We start from the raw sequence: 22,580 nt of genomic DNA on the forward strand, positions 1-22,580 counted from the left end.
CCCACGGCAACTTTTCCGCCAGCTGATACCACCTATTGCTCTTATCGAGAGACTCCGACAAATTACCATCCCCAATAAAAAGGGGCAACCTCCCAATGCTTGAAAACACCTTCCTCATATTCTCAATAACTGCTATTGCGTTTCTTTTTAACACTACAATATACCAATAATCATCAATATAGCAAAGAAAATAATACTTCAATTGCTTGAATAGTAGGTGGTTAAGGCATATTCAGCAAGCTCTAATTCATACCATTATTGGCATCCATATTGCCCTCATCAATGGTACGACTACTGGTGTTTTTCTTCAGCTGGGTGATAAACTGCTGTTTGTTCTGCAGGAGATTGAACTTGTAGGCATCTAGGGTTTGCTCAACAGCATAAAGGTAGATATCCACCTTGTTGTCGTTGTATTCCTTAGCGACCCAGTTGCCAGTTCGAACACCTCTACCATTCCTCTGCTCGATGGCACTTGGCACCCAAGGTGTATCTAAGTGGTGTATGGCAACTGCCCTTTCTTGGGCATTAACTCCTGTCCCTAGGGTTTTGGTGGAGCCGAACATTATTCTGATTTTGCCTTCGTTCATATCTTGGCACATCTCCTGCTTCTGTTTGTCGCTTTTAGCTTCTTGTATGAAGCGGATACTATTAGCAGGAATCTCATAATGTTCAACGAGTTTGCGCTTTATCTCAGAATATATATTGAACTCAAGGTCATTGTCTCCTTTCCACGTTCCTAGGTCAGAAAAAACAAACTGAGTCCCTTTTTGCTCATTGAATTTATAATAGTAGTCTGCCACTTTTTTAGCGCAGTGAGAAGCCTTACTATCAATGTCATCTTCGCAGTTAGGGTCTATCAATCGCATATCTAACGACATCTTAGCCGCATAATTGGTTACTAAGAGCATACGAGCCTTATCTTCCTGTTCTGTCAAAGAGGAACGACCAATAAGCTGGGCATCACCTGTTCGAGCGAACTCAATTAAGTTATTCATATACTTAGTTTGGTCTGCTGTCCTAGGAATGTCATACAATGTGATATTGGCTTCGGGTCTATCTAAACCGATGTCTTCAGCAGTACGGAAGTCGGTTATCTCGCTGTAGAATGCTCCTAGCTCAGGAGCGTTCTTAAATGCTCTAAACCTCTCTTTCTGCTTGATTTCATTAGTCACAGAAAACTCATACTCTACGCTCTTGTTCGCAAAGACTGCTGCCCAAGCATCAAAACTTCTAATACCTTGTGCTTCGAGAGCTCGAGGACGTAGATATTTAAACAAGAGATACAACTCTGTGAGAGAGTTGGAAACAGTTGTGCCTGAGACAAAGGTTGCTCCAAGGTCTTTCCCCGTGCGCTCTTGAATGGTTCGTATAGCCATCAAGAGATTAAGAGCTCTTTGACTACCAACTTTATTACCTAAGCCAGCCACATTATTATGACGGGTGGCATAGGTAAGGTTCTTGAAGGTATGACTTTCATCAATAAATAGATGGTCGATGCCCATCATCCTAAAGTCTATCACATCGTCTCTGCGTTTCCGCAAATCATCTTCTACTTTTTTTAGTCGTGCCGTAAGATTAGACTTCGACTTTTCTAAAGCAGAATAGGCACGCTTGCTTATCTGGTCTCCATTGAGAGCTAGAGCATGGAGATTAGCTTCGACATCGTTGAGCTCATCATCAATAATCTTCTGCTCTATCTCTAGGCTCTGAGGTATCTTGGCGAAGTTCTCATGTGTGAGTACCACCATATCCCACTCATTATTCTTGATGTCGTGGAAGGCTTGCTCTCGGAGAGTTTCTCCAGCAACATCTTTCTCGTCAGGCACGAAGAGACGAGCATTGGGATAGGCTTGCTGGAAGGTCTTGGCGATGTCTTTATAATTGGCTTTTTGCGTTATCACCATCGGTTTATTTACCAAACCAAGTCGCTTCATTTCGTAAGCGGTGACTGCCATAATCATAGTCTTGCCTCCGCCAACCTCGTGATCAATGATGCCACCACCATTGACTTTAAGCATCCATATGGCATCTTTCTGAGATTGATATAGCTCGGAATAAGAGAAGCTACTAAAGTCAAGATGAGGAAATGTTTGATGAGAACCATCAAACTTGACCTTAGCTCGACCATTGAAAAGCCTATTATAGGTTGAAGTCATCGCTTGCTTGAACTCCAAGGGCTGGCTATCTAGCCAAATACGGAAATCACCTCTGATTTTCTCCTTGACGTTTTGAGCGAGCTGGAGACCAACACCATCGGGTACTTTCACGCTTTGAATCTCTCCAGTGATTGGGTCTTCCCTTTCAATGGTCTTGGTCATGTTAGGGAGCGTATCAGTAAGAGCATATCTTAGCATATTCTTGCCAGTATAGCTCCTTGATGCTCCTCTCACGAAGTAGATCTCATTGTTTACATGGTTATAAAATGTATTGGGGATAGCCACATCATAATCGTCAGTAGCAGGGTTATAAATAACTATAACTTCCGTGCCAAATCGGTCGGTAGCGAAACGAGAATATACCTTGCTACTTATCCATCTTTCACCAAGAGAGAAGTCAATATCAGCATATGGGATAGCAGGAGGAGTTGCTTCTTTAAGAGCTATAAGAGCCTCCTCTGCTAATGGTGCCTCCTCGGGATGCTCTTCTATCCACCTCTGTACTTGCTCTGCTTTCTCAATAACATTGCCAGCAACAAAGGTTTCAGCCAACTCATAGTTGCCCATAAGTGGGTTCCAATATATTCTCCCCTCCAAATCTTTTACAATGTCTTTGACATCTGTTTCGGGGAGAAGCTCACAGATATAACTCATATCTACTGAGCCAAAACGATTGAGAGAGGAGGTAAGAGCTTCGACAGGGGTAGTAACAAGACCACTGCTATTGGTGAAAAATGCTACAGGTTTGTAGAAGATATCACTCTTTACATAGACATTTTGGTTGTCTTCAAATCTCTCAATACCAAAGACCTGCTTGGAGATACTATCATTGTCTCTAATGAGCTTCTTATTAGATTTGTCATTCAAAGTGCCGTATTTCTCGACAAAGGCGTCATAGTGCCTATTGAGTTGAGCTCTAAGCTCGGTAGCTTCTTCCTGACGTTCTGCCTCATAATCATAGAGAAGCTGGTAAGAGTCACGCACTTTGATGTACAAATCGAGTTGCTCGATTTCACGAAGAGAAAAATCAACCGGGAGAAAAGAGGAGCCACCAAGAGGATGGAGGATGAGGTGACCAATTTGTTTCCCTTCTCGTACCAAGACACCAGCTTCTTTGTAATGCTTGTAGATCTGACCTGTATACTCTTTGATGCTCGCATCAAATGTGGATTGTACTGGAGACTGAGATTTCGTTTGTATTGGCTTCCGAATGGCACTATCTTCGACAACAACAGGATTGCCAAACATATCTTTTAGCACTTTTCCTGTCTCCTCTTGATACTGCACAGCAAATTGTTTTTCTTTGCTAAGTCTGACTTTTTTCGTTGAACGAATCTGCTGACTAGAATTCGGCTCCTCTTCTGTAAGGGTAGGCTCAAGGTAATTTTCAGCTTTATCTATCGAATTTTCACTTGAAGCGCTAGGAGTTTGAGAGGTGGTGCTGGCGGAGATATTACGCTCAAGCTCCGCTTCCTCTGTCTCCGCTGTGACATGCCCTTGTGCAATCTCTAATAACTCTCGTTCTTCTTGCCTTATTTTTTGGAAGTGGTCGTGATTGGCAAAGACTGCCATCACGGAGCTATAAGGGAGGGACATCGTAATGTCGGGTATCCCGGGACCTCTATCTGTAAGTTGTACTAAAACCTCTTCATTGGAATTGTTGTCAACAATCTTGCCAATTCTTCGCACACCAAGTAGGTCTACTAGGGCGAAGTCTCCCTCCTCAGATTGAACAGGTGCGATAAGGTTGGTACTACTCCAATCAAGATGCTTAAATAGACGGTCATCGGGATTAAAGGTTTGCATTGCTTTCACAACGCTAGTCACCTCTTCAATTGAACGAGATTGGGCTGTATCAAAGAGAAGTTCTCCGTGATTATTGTAGAGCTGGCGTCTAGAAGCGGCAGCAGCTCCTCCGATAATTCCTGAAATCCACAAGCCAACTCTAGTACCACTATCAGGCAATAACACTCCAACAGTATTATCATTCATATTGTGAACATAGGCATGTTCAACCCCATCGAGCTTGCCATTTCCATTGAAGTCGATATAACGGTATTGAATACCATCTATCCAAAAGTGTCTGAGTTTGCCCTCTTCGCTATAAAGCTTACGGGTATGATTATGCCTGATTTCAGCCTCATCATTTACCTTGGATTGTCCTTGCGCATATTGCTGATACAGCCTTTGGTCAAAGTTCTCTTCAAAGTCTTCACGAAGCATTTCCTTTATTTTGGTGCCTACTCCCTCGATATTCCCATCGAAGTTGTAGACATAGGCTGGCTTGCCGTAGGCATCGGTGCCAATAGACCTTGCAGGAAAGCCAGCAAGTCTATTTTTATCTGCCATATAATCTTCACGGAAGAGAACACTAGAAGCAATACCTGTGTTAGGGTCTCGCTCGGAAGTAATGAAATCATACTCCCTAGGACTCATGCCTTGAATGCTCTTTTCCCTATCGCTCTTCTGCAAAATAATAAGGTCGCTGCCAACGGCAGTACCAGCTTCGTCTGCAAACATTCCATCAGGCAATCGAATTGCTGATATGATGTTGCTATGACGCATCAGATATACTCGCGACTCGCTCGATGACATGCTATCAAGTACAGCTCTCGAGGTGATAAAAGCAACAATACCTCCCGGGCGTACTGCATCTAGTGCCTTTGCGAAGAAATAGTTGTGCAGACTCCCTGTGGTCGCTTGCTTTAGCGAATCTCCACTCCTGTTAAACTCTACATCAAAAACAGTGATGTTGCCAAATGGGATATTGCTTACTGCGATATCAACGATACCACTAGACTGACCTATTGAGAGTTGCTCAAAGGGCATATTTTGCACAACAACATCCCTGCTGTTAGCATTGACCTGTTTAAGTATAAGTGAGGTGAGATAATCTTTCTCAATGTAATACCTCTTATCAGTGAGAGCTCCTAAAGTGTCGCCAAAAACACCTAATCCTGATGAGGGGTCGAGCATTAGCACCTCTCCACTTTCGTGGAGCTTGAGCTCGGCAATGCTATCTGATATAGCTTGTACAATAGGTTGGGGCGTATAAAAGGCAGTTTGAACGCTGTTTTTAAGGCTCTCCAACATTTTGTCATAAGAAATATCGGGGAGTTGCGCCTCCTTAAGAATGAAGTGCAACTCCTTAACCATCGGGAATAAGTCATATTCACTTTTACTCCAATGCTTCAAATCATCTTCGACCTCGCAAGGGAGGAGAACACACTTTAATCCACCAAAGCCTTTATACTTGCGGAGTATAGCTATCTGCTCATCACTAGGTGCGAGTATATTATCGCGCTCTAGTTCTATCGCAGTTGCAATAGCATTGATGTTGTCCTGGAGTACTTGTTTCTTGTTATATGCCATACATCTATTCGATTATAAGCGTCTGCCTTTTGACTGAGTCGGAGCAGACTTGTCTATATTGTTGTCAAGAGAAATACTTGCCTTCACAGCTTCTTGGGCAATGGCTGATTGCTTTTTCTGGTTAGGGTTTATCTGAGAGAAATTAAGCTTGTCTTTTTCCTTATCGTAAGATACATAAGAGCTGAAAGCAACCCCAGTATCAGGGTCTTTAAGGTCATTGAGGTATAGGATATTGCCATCTTCAAGCGCAGTAATAAGGGTGGGAGGCAAGGTTCTTCCGTAAATAGTATTCGGGATACCTGCCTTTTGAGAGTGCTGTTCAACAACCTCTTGCTTTTCCTCTACCGTTGGTACTGCAGTGAGCTCTGCTTCTACCTGCTTGTGTGTTACACCATCAACCAGTTGCTTTGCAGACAACCTTGGTTCAATCTTCTCAGAGAAGTCGAACAGACGCTGGAAGAAACTCTTCTTTTGTACAGGGGAGGCAAGAGACAATGACAAATCCACCATTTCTTTATCTTGAACTCCCAAAGCCTTATAGACCTCGGGGTGTGCAATCATGTAGGCAGACTCTACCTTAATGAAGTCTAGAGTAGATTTGAATATGAGAGTTGGTATTCCTCCTTCTTCTGCAGGTGCAATAGTCCCGATACTATTCTTCAGTAAAGGGTCAGCTAAAGCAAAGGATTTATATGATTGCTCCATGTAATCCCAAAAAGCACGACCAATATCACCTGACCTGTCAAGCTTCATAGGTGCATTGTATTTCCGAATAAGACCAGTCGGCTTGTTATCGATATATAACGTCCTATACCCTCCAAGGCTAGGTCGGTCGGGGTCTTTGAAGGTGACTCTACTGCTCTCAAACTGCTCTTCCAGTCGCTCCGTAAGGGGTAGATAAGAGCTGATAGGAGACTCAGAAGGAGTAGGAGGTGGTATTGGTATTTCATTTATATTCTCATTCATAAATATTATAACTTTATCTTAGTATTATTACCCTGCCCCTGTGACTTCTCAGGTCTGTCAGGCTTTCGTGTCCCTTGCCAATCCTTGCCAAGTTCTGCTTCAGCTTTTTTGACGATGTCAGACTTCTTGGCAATGATAGGGAGCTTGGCTTTACCTTCACTAACACTATTTCTGACTTGACGGATAATGTAATTAGGGGTAGACTTATTTTCTCCTACACTTAATCTAACAGTCTTACTGGGATCAAGAGACAATATAAAAAGTGTCTCCTCGGGTGTGAGTTGGTTTTTTGCCACTCTTGCCCTAACAGTGTCACTATTATCATCAGACAATTCTCTCAATACCTCCTCTGGACATCGAGAGCTTTCAGCTACAAGAGCCCTTGTGTTAAGATTATCGCTCCTACTTAGTCTTTCAAACACTCTATGAGGAGTATTGGGGTGATTAAGTATTCTCCTTATATCAGTCTCTTTCTCTGCAAAATAGGAGATACGCTCTAAGTCAGATGGAGAGGTAGTTTTGGAATTACTTAGCCTAGAAATCATCCTATCCAGCATCAGGTCAAACTCTATATCCTTTTCTCTTTCCATAGTCGCTTTATTTAATAAGATAGGGGAGCATTACCTCCCCTATCTATTGTTTTAAGACCTAGCATTCCTTACATACCTGCTTTGATGCCTTTACTCTCACCGACCTTTTGGCTCTTGCCTTGGGTCTGAGACTTGGTGATGTCTATACCAGCATCGGTAGCTTTTTGTACAACTTCAGACTTCTTGGACTTCGTTGGGTCAAAGTTCGAGAACTTGAATTTGCCCTTGTTTTTATTCCAAGTAATATAGGAGTCGAAGGTCTGACCATTCTTGTTAATCATGCCCTCAATCTTCAGAGCCTTCCCAAGTGAGAGAGCATTCTGTTGCTTGACCGTTAGAGGTACCTTGCAAATGGTATTAGGAATTCCATCGGAACGCCTATTCCCAAGGAACTGCTTGTTGGAGGGAAACCTAAAATCTAGACCTCGCTTCTCTGCACTATACTGGAGTATAGCATCGTAAGGCTCGCCTTTTTTGCTTTGTAGACCTTGCACAGGCACCAAGTATCCATTGGCAAGCTGTTCTATTTGCTCTGGCGTAAGGTCTACACCGGCAATGTGGTTGGGAATACGAACATCCTTAGTTGGCATGAAAACCAAATTGTTCGTCTGACTATCGACAGAGACGAAAGCAGTAATAGCTTCTCCATTAGGGAATTTCAATTCTGCGAGACGTCCTAGATTGCCGTATGTCTCAAGATTAAGCTTGTCGGTTTCGCTAAACTGATTGCCAAGAAATGGTGTGTCCAAATCTAGCTCCTTTTTGACCGAGCGAATGTCAAGGGTAGGGGCACCATCAGGATTGTTCCGAAGGGCAATTCTCGCTTGGTGCATAACTTCTGTGTCGTCTATGCTAGTCTTGACATAAAGGACATCAGTGTACTGGAACTTGAGAAACTTGTCAAGTTGGTCATGTTCTTGTAGAACTTGACTACTCAATCCAACACCCTGCAATAGAGCTTCAACCTCAGGAGTCACCGTCTGCTCTGGCATATAGTCATACGGATTGACCCTCATCTCCTTGAGAGCTTCCTTATGCTCTGTACGATTCTGAAGCATAGCCTCAAGAGCATCTACAGATTTCTTGACATTGCCATCTTCAACTTTCATCGTATAGAGACGGTAATTCTTTACATTCTTGTAAGACTTGTTGAAGCTTTTAACAAAGTTCTCAAGTACATCACCCTTAGTATTGACATCCATCTTGACCATCTCTCTAAGAGGAATCTTCGGAGTAGGTTTTCTTGTCTTGATGTTTCCCTGCTCGTCTATACTCTCTACAACCTGAAGGTTGCCGACCTCATTGCCTGTATTGACCATCGAGCGGTCTTCGGCTACCAAAATAATATCTCCCATAAAATCTAAATAAATATATAGTTACTAATACCTTACAGCACAAATTACTATATAGTTCCCTACACTTCCAAGAAGTCGGGCAATATCGGGTAAAATCGGGCAATATCGGGCAATCCGACTTCCCGAAAAAAATGTCCTTCGAGTATCTCTACTCAAAGGACATTGGAAAATCAAATTTCAGAAATTCTATGAAAACAAAATATCTATTGGTTATCTATAGTCTTCGCTATATTCCCTCTGCTCTTGAACCATATCATCCATCAGGCTATCTCCAAAAAGAGTTTTGATGGTAGGCTTGTATATATCTTTTAAGTGGGTAATAGCATCAGCTAACTCGGGATGCCTACAATCTTCTCTCGCATCTATCAAGTGCCTTTCAATGCTATTCACACCTACATATATTGCCTCAATATCACTATGGTAAAGTTTGGGTAAAATAGGGCACAAACTCTTGTTGATAGCACCTTCAATATTTAGTTGATATGAGTATTCCCAAAGGGAGTTTTCTTGCTTAGTTACAACTAGCTCAAAGCCTGATGCCGTAGCCTCTCCCAAAATCATACTCCCAACGGTAATGGTGGTATTGCTATTAGTCCTTTTAATTGACAATTTGCTGTTCATTTTTTATGCCTAGTTACTTTTTGTTGTTATCAAAAAACTCTATTCTTATAGTCTTACTTAGCTTAAGAGCTAAAGCTAATAGAACCAAGAAGAAGACTACAGATATACCGCCCCAAACGAACTGTATGAAGCTGTTACTTGGTGAAGCTTCTACGCAGTAGGCACTTCCTATAAGAGCTATCAATGTACAGAGGATTCTACCATCGGAGCTTCGAAGAAAACTCCCCAAGATTTCGAATGCCTTTCTTGCATTCTCACCTTTGATGTTTCGCAACTTCCCGGCATTAAAATGTACCTGAACCAAAGTCTTTGGAATGCTCTGATGCGTATCTCCTGATGTAGGCTCGACACTTGATGGGGCGGAATCTGCTTCTCGTAAAGGTTGCTTTGTAGTGTCTCCTCCCTGTGGATACTCTACAGATGAGGGCTCCTCCACAAAGGTGTCATCCTCAAAAAATGACTGCTGGGTTGGCATGTTATCATCACTCATAGTTAATTACCTCTATATGTATTTGGTGACTTGTTGATAGTATGATACATTCCCGACATTTGCTCTAGCACCTCCACAAGTGATCGAAGTATGGAGACACCATAATCGAAAGTATCTCCTGTTCCTGATGCTATTAATGGGCGAAATAACACTTCCCCAGCATCATCGGGAGAGACGTTACTCTCAAGAGTAATATCGTTTGTTTTAGTGTTTCGTCTTACGATTAGATACACTTCATCTTCGCCTATAAACTCTTGTAGTGAGGTTAATAAACCTCTCTTTTGCTCTTTCTTGCTCATCTTAATATACTTCTAATATACGTTCAACGACTACTCAATATTGACAATAAGATGTCTTTCTCTTTTCTTAGGTCACAAGGCATAGTGCTGCTATTGACCACTGTGACTAGATTAAGTCCATCAGAGCCGTGTTGCTCTGCGTAAATCAAACCCCAACCCTTGGGGATTTCGTAGTTCTCAATCATTCTATATGGGCATACAAAATACTTCTCGGCTCCAACACTGTCTATCGGAGCTTGGCGGTTCCGCTTCGAAAATTCAGCTCTAAACTCCTCTTCCGTGGTGATAACCACATAAAGAACGGTTCGGGTGCCTCGCCAAGCAAAGAGGTCTATATGCTCTGCTCCAAGGGTCACGACCTCCCTTGCATGGCAATTAGAGTGGCGTATGACCAATTGGTCTAAGATGTCAGACTTCTTAATTGCAGGGGTAATTACTATCTTTGTACTCATAAATATATTACACTCTTACTTCAGTTATTATTTCCATTAGTCTTTCTCTTGGTATCATCAATCGATGGCGAGGAGACTCGCCAATAAAGGTCACAAGATAACTCACACATTCTCCCTTTATCTTCTGTAGGAGAGCTTCGGAGTAGGAGGAAAGGAGCAAATCTTCGAAATCCACCATTTCTATATATTCGAAATCATTGGTGGTTTCATCGTACCTAGAGAGCCAATGCCCTTTAGGGAAATCTCCAAAAGGAGAGCCATTTTTTGAATTCGTAAACATAGTCTATCTTTTGCTTTTTCTGTGTCTGCTCATATATTCGGCAATGACGTCTTTCGAAAACAAAAGGCGCCCTTGAAGCTTGGTGCACTCAATGCGACCAAGGTAGACCCAATTATATACAGTCTTGGGTGAAACTTTGCAAAGTTTGGCGACATCCCAAACATCGAGAAAATCATCGCCACTTTTCTGACGAAGACTGCTGTCTCCGACATTGTCTTTCATTAAGTACTTAAACAAAGAGTTTACATCATCTTCCAATGCTTTAACTCTTTCTTCCAATATCCTGTCTCTATCCATAATTAAGCTTTTTTGTGGCTCAATTCAATTATTATTCGTATCTTTGCTTCAAGAAGTTCGGGGAATAATCCTCATAGGAGGTTCGTTGTACATCGTCAAGTATTGAGGCTTGAAAGAATGGACTACGAACCTCTTTTTTTGTTTTATCCTAGTCTTAAACTGATTAGCCAATTCACTATAGGGGCGAAGTATCTCATATTGTAGTACCAATTTCCAGTAATTAAGTAATTGACTGGTTTTAGTAGTAGCAATAACACAAATGTTATATAATATCATGCCGTGTCTATAGGCTATTATCACAAAGTTGAACGGTATCATCATCTACCTTTTCTATAATGCCATTCTCAAGCATAAACTCAATTCGGGTGATTGAAGTGCGCCTGTCTTTGAGGTTATACTCCTTCAGAAGATACTCCGAAATGGCATTGACAAAGTCGTTGTAACCCATGCTATGACTATCACCAAGAGTGTTCTTGGCAATACCCAATAGCTCTTTATATTTGCGATCATCGGACTCTTTCTTTGATTTGTTGCCACGATAAACGTGCATGTCAAGCTCTTTATCCCAACTATACACCATCATCGGCACGTCGTACGGATCGCCATCACGTACTTTCAAGGCTTTAACGACAGAAAGAGCCGGGTTAGACTTGTCTTTGTCAATAGAGATAATCCCTGCTGCCTTGCGTTGGAGCTCACTACCAAGGTGTCCTCTTAGTTTTAGTCCACCTGGCGTCAAGTGGAGCACACAAACGATACAAGTGTTATAGATACCTGCCAACCTGTAAAGCTCCTCTACAATTGCCACGCTTTCAGACTCATTGTTGGCGCTTATTATGAGGTCCGCAATGCCATCTAAAACCACAAGGTGTATACCATCATGACGATGGTAATACATATCCATACTTTCTTGTATAAGCTTCAAGCGCTCATTTCGAGAGAAAGCTGTGAGGCAGAATGGGTGGTAGTAGTGAGGAATATCATTGATTTGTGCTCGCTTAAGGCTTCGCTTCACATTCTTGTAGAGCTGAGCATCGCTTTGCTCTGTGTCAAAGTGCAGAACAGCCATGCCCTCTGTGTTTGGAGCAACACTCATGCCTAGTGTCTCTTTGGCTGGAAGAGCGTGTAGTGAAATGGCTCCTGAAATAAGGGCTGAAACATAATTACTCTTACCTGTACCTTCTCCTCCAGTGACACATAAGAGATTGCCGAAGCTCCCAAGGGTCGTATCGTCTAAAGACACTAGTCTGCGCGAGGCTTCAGGTGGGTTATTGAGGTTAATCTCACATGAGCTTAGAAGCACCTTGGTCTGTTGATATAAGTTCTTCTCAAGTGTGATAGATACTAATTCTTGCATATCATCGCGCGTGTGACCTATAGTAAAATAATCAGATATGTCTTTTTCTGTTTTGTCGCCTGAGAGAGGAAGCTCCACTCTTAGGACTTTATAGCTGGAAAGGGCACTCTCATGCTGAAGCGAAGCCTTAACTCCAGTATCATCCATGTCATAGCATAATAGTATGTGCTTAAAGCGCCTTTTGAGCATTTCAATGATACTCGTATCTATCAAAGAGGTCTCAGAGTTAAAGGATATTGCATTGAAGTTTCTAACCGATAAACTCATTACATCTTTTTCGCCTCCGGTAATAAAGACTATATCGCCTTTCATTGGGAGTTGCTCCAATCCAAATGCCAAGACTTCAGTTCTCTCGCCAGCATTCAAAAAACGCATCTGGCTGAAAGGACGGTATATCTTGACTGCAGTACCCAAGTCATACAAAAACATGGGTTCATTTTCCGATGAATTGATGGTATAAGGAACTCCATCGCTACTCCGAAAAGAACTAAAGCTCCTTAGCGAATAAACCTTATACCTTTTGAGAATTGCTTTAGTGATTCCGTAGTGTTCCCAAAAAGCAAGCTCTTCATCAGTATATTCCTTTTTGACATACTCAAACTTTGCTGTGGGAGAAGGTTGTTTCGGGGTGGGAGGAACTGCCTTCTCCTTCATGATTGTGCGAGTCGGCGTAGTCTGTCGGGTAGGATAAGAGCCTCTTTGACCTACTGGACTTGCAATTGGTAGGTGCAAATCTGTAATGATTACATCAAGTATTCTAGGGAAGTCCTTTCTTAAGTCTAATCCTTTTAAGGTGGCTACAAACCAAAAGCAATCACCACCATCTTGGCTATCGCCAAAGTCTTTATACCTCCATATCCTATCTTGACCTTGAAAAACATTACAAGAGGCTTTTGTATCGTCGTAGAAGGGACTTGGAAAGTTCTTCCGCATCGGAAGGTCATAGGGCAAATAATAATTGAATACATCTAATCCGTTTTGAGTTGCACCAAGAATATTCTGTTTGATGTTATCTCTGAATGATATTTCTTTGTTCATGATTTACCTTTGTATTTGTCTGTTCAAACTAATATTCCGCCCGTCTTCTTCCCCAGCTTCAAAAGCTTTTAGCATCAAGTCAGAATTTGGCTTCTTTCCCTTGAAAACCTCCCCACTATAGAAGGGGTCATTGCGAAGGTACCCTTGAATTGCGGATGTATGACAGACCATAAGTCCAGTTTCTTCTGGGGTTGGTTTCCGACTGTTGAAATTCTCTTGCAACCCAGCCACCGCCCCAATGAAATAAGAACGAAGAAACTTATTCTTGCCCTGACTGGTAAATCTTTTCCTTTCTTGGCGAAGGTAATATTCAAACTCTGCTCTCCTCCTTTGAGCCAAACTGCCAAAAGAAGAAACTAGATAGTTGTATAGGTTTTTCACCACAATGACATTGTCTTCTTGTCCGACAACTAACATGTGTTGTTTGGCTGGTATTATAAGAATTTTGCAATAGTTATTACTAGCCACCGATGAAAGCAAATGTCGTTTCCACTGGGAACCATAGGGGCTACGGTAACTTATTTCATCAGACTCCTTAATATTAAGTCCATCGGATGTTTCATCAGAAATATCTCCCAATGAAAGATTATATGTTGTAAGCAACCTATGTACAGCGTTAGCTGCTGCATACGCTTCTCCCTCATTACCTAATGTCTCCGCAGAGCTTTGTAGCTTCAGCAGTTTCTTTATTTTGTCTAATACCTTTTCTTTTTCGTTCATTCAAACCTCCTTTCAGCACCTCTAACTGAGCTTCTCTTTAATGGTGATTGGTAATATCTATCCATGAGACGAACAACTGCTTCTGCATGTTCTATCTGGCAACCTAAAGAATTTTCCCAGCCATCCATGAAGTAGACAGCATTACAACCTTGGAGACTAAGTAAGTCTGCCTCTATATGTTCTTCCCAAGGGGCATCAAACGGTAGAACATTATTCAATGGATTGACCAACTCGTAGGTAGGAAATAATCTCCGCAACCTATTCTCCGCTTCATGAAAGTCATATCTCACTTTTTCTTCTGGTAGACCTGTTATCGGTCCACTGATATATAATTTCTGTTTACTCATAGTTCTAACAAGCTCTTAAATTCTTTAAGCCTTTCTAATGCTGATAGTTTATTCAGCCCTTTCACCTTAAACTTGTTAGTCTTGATAGCAAGCAAGACCGCACTATAAGGATAGACAATAAAACCATTGCTGTGATACTCAAAAGGCAATTTCCCAGCTCTTCTCGCTCGGTACAGTGTAGCCCTTGATAAGTTAAGAGCTTCCATCAATTCGGCTTCTGTAAAGCTGTCTTTTCGAGTTAAAGGAGCTTCTAGACCAAACTCCAACTCCTTTTCTTCCAAAAACTCATAAAGACTATCAAAAAGTTGTCTCAACTCCGTTGTTTTCTCCATATTCTAAACCTATCTGTTCGTGATTAAGTCGTGTAGCCAAACGCCCCATTTCCTCCTCTATTTTAGTAGGGATGACACGGGCATATATTTGTGTTGTCTGAATATTCGTGTGACCAAGCACCTTAGAGACAGCTTCAATGCTCATACCTTTGGTAAGTGCCATTGTCGCAAAAGTGTGGCGGGCGAGGTGAAAGGTGAGGTTCTTAGTTATACCACACTCTTGTGCAATCTCTTTCAAATACTGGTTCGTTTTTTGATTGCTGAATAAAGGGAGTAATCTTCCGCCCTCACACCTCTTGTCTTTATATTTATCAATGATTCTTTCAGCTTGAGAAAGCAATAGTATTTGGCAAGGGGTAGAAGTTTTTTGTCGTGGAGTGAAAATCCACTTCTTGCCATTAATTATTTTAATGTCGTCTTCAGTTAGGTTACGGACATCAATGTAGGATAGACCTGTAAAACACGAAAAGAGAAACATATCCCGCACCACATCAAGACGCTGTAAGACGAGTCTTGCTCGAGAAAGAAGGGCAAGCTCATCATCAGTCAGATACCCACGATCCGTTTTCTTTTTAGGAAAACTGAGACCATAAAAAGGATTCCTGTCAATTAGCTCATTGCAATAGGCGTACTTAATGGGCTTGCCTAACAAAAACATATACTTAACCACAGTATTGCGGTCATAACCGACATAACTCCCCAAGTAGTCTTCATAGTCATGTATTACCGACTTAGTGACTTCGCCAGCTTTAATATCCTTTCGTCGATATTTGAAAGACAAAAAATCTTCGAAGTTTCTTCGAGCACAAAGGTGTCTGCGATAGGTAGTAGCTGTTATTTTTCCAGTAGATAACTTCTCACTCATTTCTTCCTCGTCAAGGTCAAAAAGCTGAGACATGTATACAAGATGGGTCTTTTTCCCGTTAAGAGCACTTCTTAGGGTATCTAAAGAGAGATTGTTATCATTGAAAAGTTGCTCTGCTGTAAAAATCACTTTTTGCTCCAGCTTTTCTAACGTCTCATTCATTTGAAGTGCTTGAGGGTGCGCTTCGACCACTCGATTATTAGTTATCATGTCAGGATTAACAGACAACCCAACTTGACCTAGAGAAATCCTTGACCCATTCAAAGAAACTCTCATCATAATAGGACTTTCTCCTTTGCTCCCTTTTTTGTTCCTAGGGTAGAAGCTAACCCTCATTTGAAGCTCGGTTCTCATAACTATTCTCATATTGTTATTCGCTAAATGATGAAAAAATCGAAAATCGAACGAGAATAAGATGAAAACCGCTGTGGTCACAAAATCTTAACTTTTTTGTCTGTGACCAAATTGTAACCACCTCTCAAAATGAGAAGATGTAACCCAATGAAACAAAGAGGTTTTAGTAAGTGTTAATTTGAAACACTTTTTGATACACTATTTTTCTGTTTGTGTCTTTTGTGTTTCTTGGTAGAATTTGTTGAAACAAAAATAAGCACCGCAAGTCTTTGACTTACAGTGCTTATCGGCTTTGTTGTGTCTTTGTTGTGTCTTACCTCAAACAGTTAATGAAACATCGTTTGATACACTTTAGAGCCGAAGACGGGACTCGAACCCGTGACCTACGCATTACGAATGCGTTGCTCTACCAACTGAGCTACTTCGGCGAATTGCTCCGCAAAGGTAACAATTTATTGTAAATAATTAGTCAATTAAGTGAGAAATCTTTACCTCTTTGATTGGGTAGAGTTTACCTAGCGCTTGGAGGTCTATATGTTTACGATTACCTACTATGGTGATTGTGATAGGTTTTCCCTTTACTAGTTGTTCATGAGCCGAGATGATTTGCTCCTGAGTAAGGTGCTGAAGCTCTTCCTGAATCATGAGCGAAATATCCTTACTGTAGCCCTGACGCTCCAGTGATCTTATTTGTCGTGACCGCAAACGTAGGGTAGGGTAGTAGGTTCTTGCCATACTGAGCAATCCCTGTCGGGCGTTGGCATAACGGTTTACATCATCGGGCGCTCTCTCTATAAGCTCTGCTACCAACTTGAGTGCTTGGACTACTTTATCTGCCTGTGTACTCAGGGTGATAACGTAGTCTGTTTTGCCATTTGCTATTGTCGCAGGTGCGAAGTCTGCATACCCACCCACGCCGTAGGCAAGTGAACGGAATTCGCGAACTTCTTGGAATAGAAGCGAGCTCATACCACTGCCAAAGTAGCTATTATATAGTCTGATAGCTGCCTTCTGCTCCTTTTTCAGAGTCCCTAAGGGGAGATAAATCTTGATAATGGCTTGAGTAGCACTAGGCTCGTGCGCAAATAGTACCCGTGATTGCTGCTGTACAATCGACGGAATATGACTATAGCCTTCGCCCTTGGTCGTTATGTCGTTAGCATGTAGCGCTTGTACAATCTGTGGCGCGATAGTGTCGATATCCAAAGAACCAGTATAGTGAATATCCACTTCGCTACGTAGTAGTTGCTGAAGCTCCTCAATGAGGTCTGCGGGCTTGATCTTCTTTAGCTCAGACTTGCTGATGGATATCTTGTAGGGTGCATCCTCCCCATAGCGGGCTAGCTCGAGAAGTCTCTTAGAGAGTGTTGTAGGGTCTTTTTTCGTGGCTCTATCCGATAAGCTCTTACTCTCCATGAGCTTCTTCATCGCCTTCTTCTCGGCTCGTACATCGAAGAGGAAGCGGCTTAAGAGCGCTACGCTCTCATTGAAATGATGGTCAAAGCCCGTGAGCTTGATGACAAAGAAGCTATCTCTTGATTCGAACGTAACGGAAGCACCTAGTGCCTGAAGCTCACTATTGAACTCATGGTTGCTCCATCCTCCACCTCCTACTAGGTCTAGGTAGTACTCTAGTACCTCTAGCCTTGGATGCTTAGTGGCTTGCTGGAAGTAGAGGAGATCTAGAGTAAAGAGGTCGTTCTCCTTATTGGTGGTCTTGAAGAGTTGTACCAATCCATTGCCCGTAAGAGTTCGTCGCTCAATATCTCTCGTGAAGTCTAGTGCCCGTATGGGAAGGTCGGATATAGGCAAAGAATCCATGTGCCGGGCAAAGTCGGATTGGGCTCCTTGGTTAGGAGCTACTACTGGCTGGTACGGAGGCTTATTAAGATGCTCCTTAGGATATCTTCCGGTCTTCTTCCTGATTTCCAAGAAGTCACTACCTAGGTAGAGGTTAGCTACACGCATAACTTCCTCTTTAGTCAAAGAACGTAAGCGCACTAGGTCTTGGCTAAATGAATCCCATGTCCTCCCCTGAGCGTAAAGATCTCTCAGTAGATTAGAGCGTTTCTCAATGCTTTCAATCTGCTGTAGGTATTCCCGCTCAATAATGAGCTTTACCTCTTGAAGCTGTTTGTCAGTGAAGTCTCCTCGCTTTATCTTATCGATTTCCTTCATCACCATCGCCACAGCCTTCTTTCTACTATGTAGTAGCTTAGGCACGGCAAAGAACCCGAAGACACCATGGTCATTGAGTGCGGTGGCTATTGGCGATGCTCCCATAATGTCTCCCTCTATGGTGAGCTTATTTAGGAGACCTGTCTTGCCCTCATTAGAGAGTAAGGATTGGATGAGAGATAGAGTAATCTGGTCGGGATGTGTATTGGGAACCGTTTGCCATAGGTAGGCTGCTCCACTAACAAAGGGGATAGGGAGCTTTACATCTAATCGTTCATGTCCCTTGAATGGTTTAGGCTTAGGCATCTCTTCCTTAGGCGCATTGCCAGGAGCTATCTTGCCAAAGGTGCGCTCTAGTAACTCTTCTAGTCCTTCGCGCTTGAAGTCTCCCACTAGTATGAGTGCCATATTTCCTGCTCGATAATAGGTATGGAAAAACTCCTTCATAGCATGTAGGTCGGGCGACTTAAGTGCCTCTGTACTGCCAATAATAGGGAATTGGTAAGGGTGTGGTGCGCAAACTCGCTTCATTACCTCCTGCATGGGCTGAGTCCCCATGTTATCAGAGTACATATTCTTCTCCTCATATACCGTTTCTAGCTCGCTCTGAAAGAGTCTGAATACAGGCGCTACCATGCGCTCGCTATTCAGCTCGCACCAATGCTCGAGATATTCAGGCGAAAAGGTGTTGAAGAATACAGTGTAGTCGTACGATGTGCCAGCATTGAGTCCCGTCCCGCCATACTTTGTGATGAGTCTATTGAACTCATTGGGAATAGCGTACTGAGTAGCCTCAATATTGAGCTGATTTATCTTTTTCTGTATCTCCTGTCGCTCCGCAGCACTGTTGGCTTGCTTAAGAAGCGTATATTGATTAGCTATCTCAGCTAGAATAGGTTGCTCCTTGGCATAGTCTACTGTACCGATACGCTTAGTGCCCTTGAACATTATGTGCTCAAAGTAGTGTGCAATACCTGTATTGGGGGAATGCTTTGCCCCAGCTCTCACCGCCACGGTACCGTAAACCTTAGGCTCCGAAGAGTCGTGAGAGAGCCAGACCGTAAGTCCATTGGATAGTGTGAGCTCCTCGACCATTTCGGTCTGAGCTAGAGAAACGTTGATAGTCATAATTGTTGCTGTTAGGAATAGTAAAGGTTTCATGGTCTTAGACGTATTAGATGTAGATTAATGATAACTACCTCCGACTTGGTGCCAATCCGAATCGGAGAAGAGGAAAGCCCAAATCCTGAACTCGTTATATAGTGTGTGCCACCCTCCTCAATATAGCCATAAGAGTTTTCGAATATCATACCTAGGAGCCACTTGAAGGGGATAAACTGCCCGTCGTGTGTATGTCCATGCATGGCAAGGTCTACACCACTAGCACGCTCTTCCTCAGGTTCATTAGGCTGATGGTCTAGAACCATAGTGGAAGCTCCTATAGGTACTTGATCCATAAGCTTTACTAGGGGAAGCCTTTGTTTGTTCATAGCGTCATCTCTTCCCACTAGATAGAGGCTATCCTCTAGTCGTACTACTTGGTCGCGTAGCAATACACCAATACTACTTAGCCAGTCGCATTTCTTTTCTAGATCGATATAATACTCGTGGTTCCCTAGTACATGGAATATCTTGGAGGGGTCGGGATGTAGGGCGCGCATCAGTGTTGTAACCTCTGGATATTCCTCTACGTAGTGGAAGTAGTAGTCCAACTGATCGCCTCCTACAAAGACATAGTCCGGTTTTTCATCTTGTACGATCTTAGCCATCTTACTCACCTGCTCCTGGGTAATAATATCTCCAAAGTGTATATCTGTGATGAGTGCTATCTTGAGGTCATGAGACGAACCATTGTAGGGTAGGGAAACGTTGTAACGAGTGACCACTGGTTGCATCGTATTGTAGTAGCCCTGGATACATAGGATAAGCGTTATCGGCATCAGGATGAGCATAGCCAAACCTCTAGCTCTACGCTTAGGGATATCGCCTTTGATGACCCCCGTTTTCTGCAGTATCCATATTGCAAGGTAGGCTAATACTAGGAGCATTAATAGTACTCCTATATATATGTAGTAGTTGCTGAATATCAGTCCGCCTACTCGCATAAATTCCCCATTCTTATTGAGAGAAGCACTGGAAACGACGATATATACGAAGTAGAGTAGCTCTAGCCCTACCCAACCTAAACTGACTTTACGCCAAATAGATCCCTTTATTGTCCCTTTCCAAACCGCAGTGAGTAGGAGTAGATTCATAAGGACCTGACCCACCAGCGAGATAATTAGCATGCGCATGAGGATACTTATTCTTTATGCTTTTGGAAGAATCTGATAATCATAAATAACGAGACGGTAAAGGAGAGGATATCGGCAACGGGGGTCGACAACCATACGCCCTTGAGTCCCATAAACTGTGGCAGTATATACAGTGCAGGTATCAAGAGCACAATTTGGCGGGAAACACTTAGTATAAGTGACCGCCAAGCTGAACCGATACTCTGGAAGAAGTGAACCGTAGATACCTGAAACCCTACAGCCCAAAAGGCGAAGGTCTCGATAGAGACAGCGATAGACGCAATCCCGATAAGTTCGGTATCGGCAGTAAAGAGCCGTACTATTTGTTCGGGAAATAACTGAGCTAGAGTAAGCCCAATGAGCCCGATGGTCACATTTATCTTGACCGTCTTGGAGAATGCTTCCCTAACCCTACCCATATTGCCAGCCCCGAAGTTGTACCCCACAATCGGTTGCATACCTATAGATAATCCCATAATGAGCATGAAGATAAGGGTGGCAATACTATTGGATATTCCGTAAGCCCCTACGGCATAATCCCCACCGTACTTCACAAGGCTCGTATTTTTCATCACTTGCACCATACTGGATGCTAAGTGCATCACGAAAGGTGCTACGCCAATGCTAAGGATACTCCCGATATAGCCTAGTTTAAACTTGAAGTACTTAGGCTTAATGAGTAGAAGGTTGCGCTTGTCTGTGAAGTGCTGCATCACAAAGAGCATACCCACAAACATACTAATGACTGTTGCCCAAGCTGCACCTCTAATACCCCAGCCTAAGCCATAGATGAAGAGGGAGTCGAAAAGGACATTTAGCACCGCTCCTATAATCATCGTAATCATAGCCTTGAGCGGATAGCCTGTAGACCTCATTACCGAGTTGTAGGAGAATGTGAGGTTGGCAAAGATATTGCCAGGTATTACAATCTCCAAGTAGGCTTTGGCATAGGGAATGGTGCCCTCCGATGCGCCAAAAGTATACAGCAAGGGCTCCATAAATATGTAGGTAAGGGATATGGTGCTAAGACTAAAAATAAGGGAGAGCAAAAAGGCATTACCCAATAAATACTCTGCTTCTTCGTTTTTCTTTTGCCCCAAAAGGATAGAAATCCTAGAGGAGGCGCCCACACCCACTAGTACGCCGAAGGCTTGTAGAAATATAAGGATAGGGAACGTAAGGGCAAGACCAGAAATAGCCATACCACCTACTCCCTGTCCTATAAATATACGGTCTACGACATTGTACAAAGAATTCACCATCGATCCTACAATCGATGGCAATGCATAGTTTCTTAGTAAATGGCCGATGGGGAGTATGCCAAGGTCGTTTGTTTTTGAACCCCTTCCTGCTCCTTGGGCACTTTTATTTCCAAACACGATTCGTCGAGCTAAATGTTATGTTCCATTTTCCTAAGCCCTCCTTCCTAGGAATCTAAATTGGAATGAGGTCGAGTAGTCGACCACTGTGGCGGTTACCCCAGTTTGCTAATGCGTTGTAGCTTGGACTCGTCCAATACCTTAATCTTCCTCCCATTCAGGCTGATAACACCCTCTTCCTGAAACGAACGAAGAGTGCGTACTGCATTACTAGTGGTCATGTTGCTGAGATCCGCTAGTTCGTTGCGTGTCAAGTAGGCATGGATGGTTCTGCCATCACCCTCGGAACCATATTTGTCCTTGAGTAGCAGAAGAGACTCCGCTAGCCTCCCTCTCGTATGCTTCTGAGTCAGGGTGATGATCATTTGGTTGCGCTCTCGCAGACGTAGTGCAAGGTCGTCCATGAAATAAAGACCTACTCTAGGATTGCTACGCAGGATACCCTCTAGGCTCCTAATTGGAACTAAGCAGATAAGACTATTCTCCATAGCGGTAGCACTGGTAAGAGGCGATTCGGAGGCAAAGTGAGCCTCATAGCCGAAAAACTCCTTGGCTCGTATCAGACTTAATATCTGGGTACGATCCTCCTCCTGGGTGATCTTTACTTGACCATTGACCAGGATAAAAGCATTTTGTGGAATAACCTTAGCATCATATATCACCTCACCACGCTTGTAGATATAGTAGCTAGACCATATCAAGAGCTCCTCTCGCTCTGAGTCTGTAAGTAGGCTCCAGAGTTTTGGCATTATGTTGGAGAGATGAGGGCTATTCTCCTTTTTAATTTCAATCTTTTCCTTCATCGCAACTTATATTCCAGCACAAAGATACATATTTT

Annotated in this window: 19 protein-coding genes and 1 tRNA gene; all 20 read right to left on the reverse strand. The window is 42.8% G+C overall.

The window, feature by feature from the left end:
- Window positions 1-242 precede the first annotated feature (242 nt).
- The 20 genes from A3GG_RS12115 to A3GG_RS0107895 all read right to left on the reverse strand — a co-directional run bounded on the left by A3GG_RS12115 (window position 243) and on the right by A3GG_RS0107895 (window position 22,545).
- Window positions 243-5,528: a helicase-related protein gene (locus A3GG_RS12115; RefSeq protein WP_018358739.1), complete on the reverse strand. Its 5,286-nt coding sequence runs from the start codon at window positions 5,526-5,528 to the stop codon at window positions 243-245.
- A gap of 12 nt (window positions 5,529-5,540) precedes the next feature.
- Window positions 5,541-6,494 carry a hypothetical protein gene (locus A3GG_RS0107805; RefSeq protein WP_018358740.1) on the reverse strand — a complete coding sequence of 318 codons (954 nt, stop codon included), beginning with the start codon at window positions 6,492-6,494 and terminating at the stop codon, window positions 5,541-5,543.
- Window positions 6,495-6,499: 5 nt separating this feature from the next.
- Window positions 6,500-7,084: a hypothetical protein gene (locus A3GG_RS0107810; protein WP_018358741.1), complete on the reverse strand. Its 585-nt coding sequence runs from the start codon at window positions 7,082-7,084 to the stop codon at window positions 6,500-6,502.
- Window positions 7,085-7,152: 68 nt separating this feature from the next.
- Complete coding sequence (locus A3GG_RS0107815) at window positions 7,153-8,439, reverse strand: DUF3945 domain-containing protein (protein WP_018358742.1); 1,287 nt, start codon at window positions 8,437-8,439, stop codon at window positions 7,153-7,155.
- 210 nt (window positions 8,440-8,649) lie between these two features.
- Entirely contained in the window at window positions 8,650-9,060 is a 411-nt protein-coding gene (locus A3GG_RS0107820; protein WP_156808710.1) for a hypothetical protein, read from the reverse strand.
- Between the two features lie 13 nt (window positions 9,061-9,073).
- Window positions 9,074-9,550, reverse strand: coding sequence for a hypothetical protein (locus tag A3GG_RS0107825; protein WP_018358744.1), 477 nt, complete (start codon window positions 9,548-9,550; stop codon window positions 9,074-9,076).
- A 2-nt stretch (window positions 9,551-9,552) separates the two neighbouring features.
- A complete protein-coding gene (locus tag A3GG_RS0107830; RefSeq protein WP_018358745.1) occupies window positions 9,553-9,849 on the reverse strand; it encodes a P-loop NTPase family protein in 297 nt (98 codons plus the stop codon).
- Between the two features lie 23 nt (window positions 9,850-9,872).
- Window positions 9,873-10,301: a hypothetical protein gene (locus tag A3GG_RS0107835; protein WP_018358746.1), complete on the reverse strand. Its 429-nt coding sequence runs from the start codon at window positions 10,299-10,301 to the stop codon at window positions 9,873-9,875.
- A 7-nt stretch (window positions 10,302-10,308) separates the two neighbouring features.
- Window positions 10,309-10,581 carry a hypothetical protein gene (locus tag A3GG_RS0107840; protein ID WP_018358747.1) on the reverse strand — a complete coding sequence of 91 codons (273 nt, stop codon included), beginning with the start codon at window positions 10,579-10,581 and terminating at the stop codon, window positions 10,309-10,311.
- Window positions 10,582-10,584: 3 nt separating this feature from the next.
- A complete protein-coding gene (locus A3GG_RS0107845) occupies window positions 10,585-10,878 on the reverse strand; it encodes a helix-turn-helix domain-containing protein (RefSeq protein WP_018358748.1) in 294 nt (97 codons plus the stop codon).
- 283 nt (window positions 10,879-11,161) lie between these two features.
- Window positions 11,162-13,273, reverse strand: coding sequence for a bifunctional DNA primase/helicase (locus A3GG_RS0107850; protein WP_018358750.1), 2,112 nt, complete (start codon window positions 13,271-13,273; stop codon window positions 11,162-11,164).
- Between the two features lie 3 nt (window positions 13,274-13,276).
- Complete coding sequence (locus tag A3GG_RS0107855) at window positions 13,277-13,993, reverse strand: DUF7168 domain-containing protein (RefSeq protein ID WP_018358751.1); 717 nt, start codon at window positions 13,991-13,993, stop codon at window positions 13,277-13,279.
- Window positions 13,990-14,340 (reverse strand): DUF4406 domain-containing protein, encoded by a 351-nt coding sequence (locus A3GG_RS12125; RefSeq protein WP_018358752.1) that lies wholly within the window; start codon window positions 14,338-14,340, stop codon window positions 13,990-13,992. Before A3GG_RS12125 ends, A3GG_RS0107855 begins: the two co-directional genes overlap by 4 nt.
- Entirely contained in the window at window positions 14,337-14,672 is a 336-nt protein-coding gene (locus A3GG_RS12860; protein ID WP_018358753.1) for a helix-turn-helix transcriptional regulator, read from the reverse strand. Before A3GG_RS12860 ends, A3GG_RS12125 begins: the two co-directional genes overlap by 4 nt.
- Entirely contained in the window at window positions 14,638-15,903 is a 1,266-nt protein-coding gene (locus tag A3GG_RS12135) for a tyrosine-type recombinase/integrase (protein WP_018358754.1), read from the reverse strand. Before A3GG_RS12135 ends, A3GG_RS12860 begins: the two co-directional genes overlap by 35 nt.
- A gap of 343 nt (window positions 15,904-16,246) precedes the next feature.
- Window positions 16,247-16,319, reverse strand: a tRNA-Thr gene (locus tag A3GG_RS0107875).
- A 37-nt stretch (window positions 16,320-16,356) separates the two neighbouring features.
- Window positions 16,357-19,197, reverse strand: a complete 2,841-nt coding sequence (locus A3GG_RS0107880) for a M16 family metallopeptidase (protein WP_169333158.1) — start codon at window positions 19,195-19,197, stop codon at window positions 16,357-16,359.
- Window positions 19,198-19,226: 29 nt separating this feature from the next.
- Entirely contained in the window at window positions 19,227-20,363 is a 1,137-nt protein-coding gene (locus A3GG_RS0107885) for a metallophosphoesterase (RefSeq protein WP_018358756.1), read from the reverse strand.
- Between the two features lie 8 nt (window positions 20,364-20,371).
- On the reverse strand, window positions 20,372-21,682 hold the full coding sequence (locus A3GG_RS0107890) for an MATE family efflux transporter (protein WP_026215714.1): 1,311 nt from the start codon (window positions 21,680-21,682) through the stop codon (window positions 20,372-20,374).
- Window positions 21,683-21,837: 155 nt separating this feature from the next.
- Window positions 21,838-22,545, reverse strand: coding sequence for a Crp/Fnr family transcriptional regulator (locus A3GG_RS0107895; protein WP_018358758.1), 708 nt, complete (start codon window positions 22,543-22,545; stop codon window positions 21,838-21,840).
- Window positions 22,546-22,580: the final 35 nt, after the last annotated feature.

This window comes from Porphyromonas levii DSM 23370, from assembly GCF_000379925.1.
GTDB classification, from domain to species: Bacteria; Bacteroidota; Bacteroidia; order Bacteroidales; family Porphyromonadaceae; genus Porphyromonas_A; species Porphyromonas_A levii.

What these genes read in the sequence shown, in the direction of transcription:
- A3GG_RS12115 (WP_018358739.1), bottom strand. Translation starts at nt 5,528, where the DNA reads ATGGCATATAACAAGAAACAAGTACTCCAGGACAACATCAATGCTATT.
- A3GG_RS0107805 (WP_018358740.1), bottom strand. Translation starts at nt 6,494, where the DNA reads ATGAATGAGAATATAAATGAAATACCAATACCACCTCCTACTCCTTCT.
- A3GG_RS0107810 (WP_018358741.1), bottom strand. Translation starts at nt 7,084, where the DNA reads ATGGAAAGAGAAAAGGATATAGAGTTTGACCTGATGCTGGATAGGATG.
- A3GG_RS0107815 (WP_018358742.1), bottom strand. Translation starts at nt 8,439, where the DNA reads ATGGGAGATATTATTTTGGTAGCCGAAGACCGCTCGATGGTCAATACA.
- A3GG_RS0107820 (WP_156808710.1), bottom strand. Translation starts at nt 9,060, where the DNA reads ATGAACAGCAAATTGTCAATTAAAAGGACTAATAGCAATACCACCATT.
- A3GG_RS0107825 (WP_018358744.1), bottom strand. Translation starts at nt 9,550, where the DNA reads ATGAGTGATGATAACATGCCAACCCAGCAGTCATTTTTTGAGGATGAC.
- A3GG_RS0107830 (WP_018358745.1), bottom strand. Translation starts at nt 9,849, where the DNA reads ATGAGCAAGAAAGAGCAAAAGAGAGGTTTATTAACCTCACTACAAGAG.
- A3GG_RS0107835 (WP_018358746.1), bottom strand. Translation starts at nt 10,301, where the DNA reads ATGAGTACAAAGATAGTAATTACCCCTGCAATTAAGAAGTCTGACATC.
- A3GG_RS0107840 (WP_018358747.1), bottom strand. Translation starts at nt 10,581, where the DNA reads ATGTTTACGAATTCAAAAAATGGCTCTCCTTTTGGAGATTTCCCTAAA.
- A3GG_RS0107845 (WP_018358748.1), bottom strand. Translation starts at nt 10,878, where the DNA reads ATGGATAGAGACAGGATATTGGAAGAAAGAGTTAAAGCATTGGAAGAT.
- A3GG_RS0107850 (WP_018358750.1), bottom strand. Translation starts at nt 13,273, where the DNA reads ATGAACAAAGAAATATCATTCAGAGATAACATCAAACAGAATATTCTT.
- A3GG_RS0107855 (WP_018358751.1), bottom strand. Translation starts at nt 13,993, where the DNA reads ATGAACGAAAAAGAAAAGGTATTAGACAAAATAAAGAAACTGCTGAAG.
- A3GG_RS12125 (WP_018358752.1), bottom strand. Translation starts at nt 14,340, where the DNA reads ATGAGTAAACAGAAATTATATATCAGTGGACCGATAACAGGTCTACCA.
- A3GG_RS12860 (WP_018358753.1), bottom strand. Translation starts at nt 14,672, where the DNA reads ATGGAGAAAACAACGGAGTTGAGACAACTTTTTGATAGTCTTTATGAG.
- A3GG_RS12135 (WP_018358754.1), bottom strand. Translation starts at nt 15,903, where the DNA reads ATGAGAATAGTTATGAGAACCGAGCTTCAAATGAGGGTTAGCTTCTAC.
- A3GG_RS0107880 (WP_169333158.1), bottom strand. Translation starts at nt 19,197, where the DNA reads ATGACTATCAACGTTTCTCTAGCTCAGACCGAAATGGTCGAGGAGCTC.
- A3GG_RS0107885 (WP_018358756.1), bottom strand. Translation starts at nt 20,363, where the DNA reads ATGCGCATGCTAATTATCTCGCTGGTGGGTCAGGTCCTTATGAATCTA.
- A3GG_RS0107895 (WP_018358758.1), bottom strand. Translation starts at nt 22,545, where the DNA reads ATGAAGGAAAAGATTGAAATTAAAAAGGAGAATAGCCCTCATCTCTCC.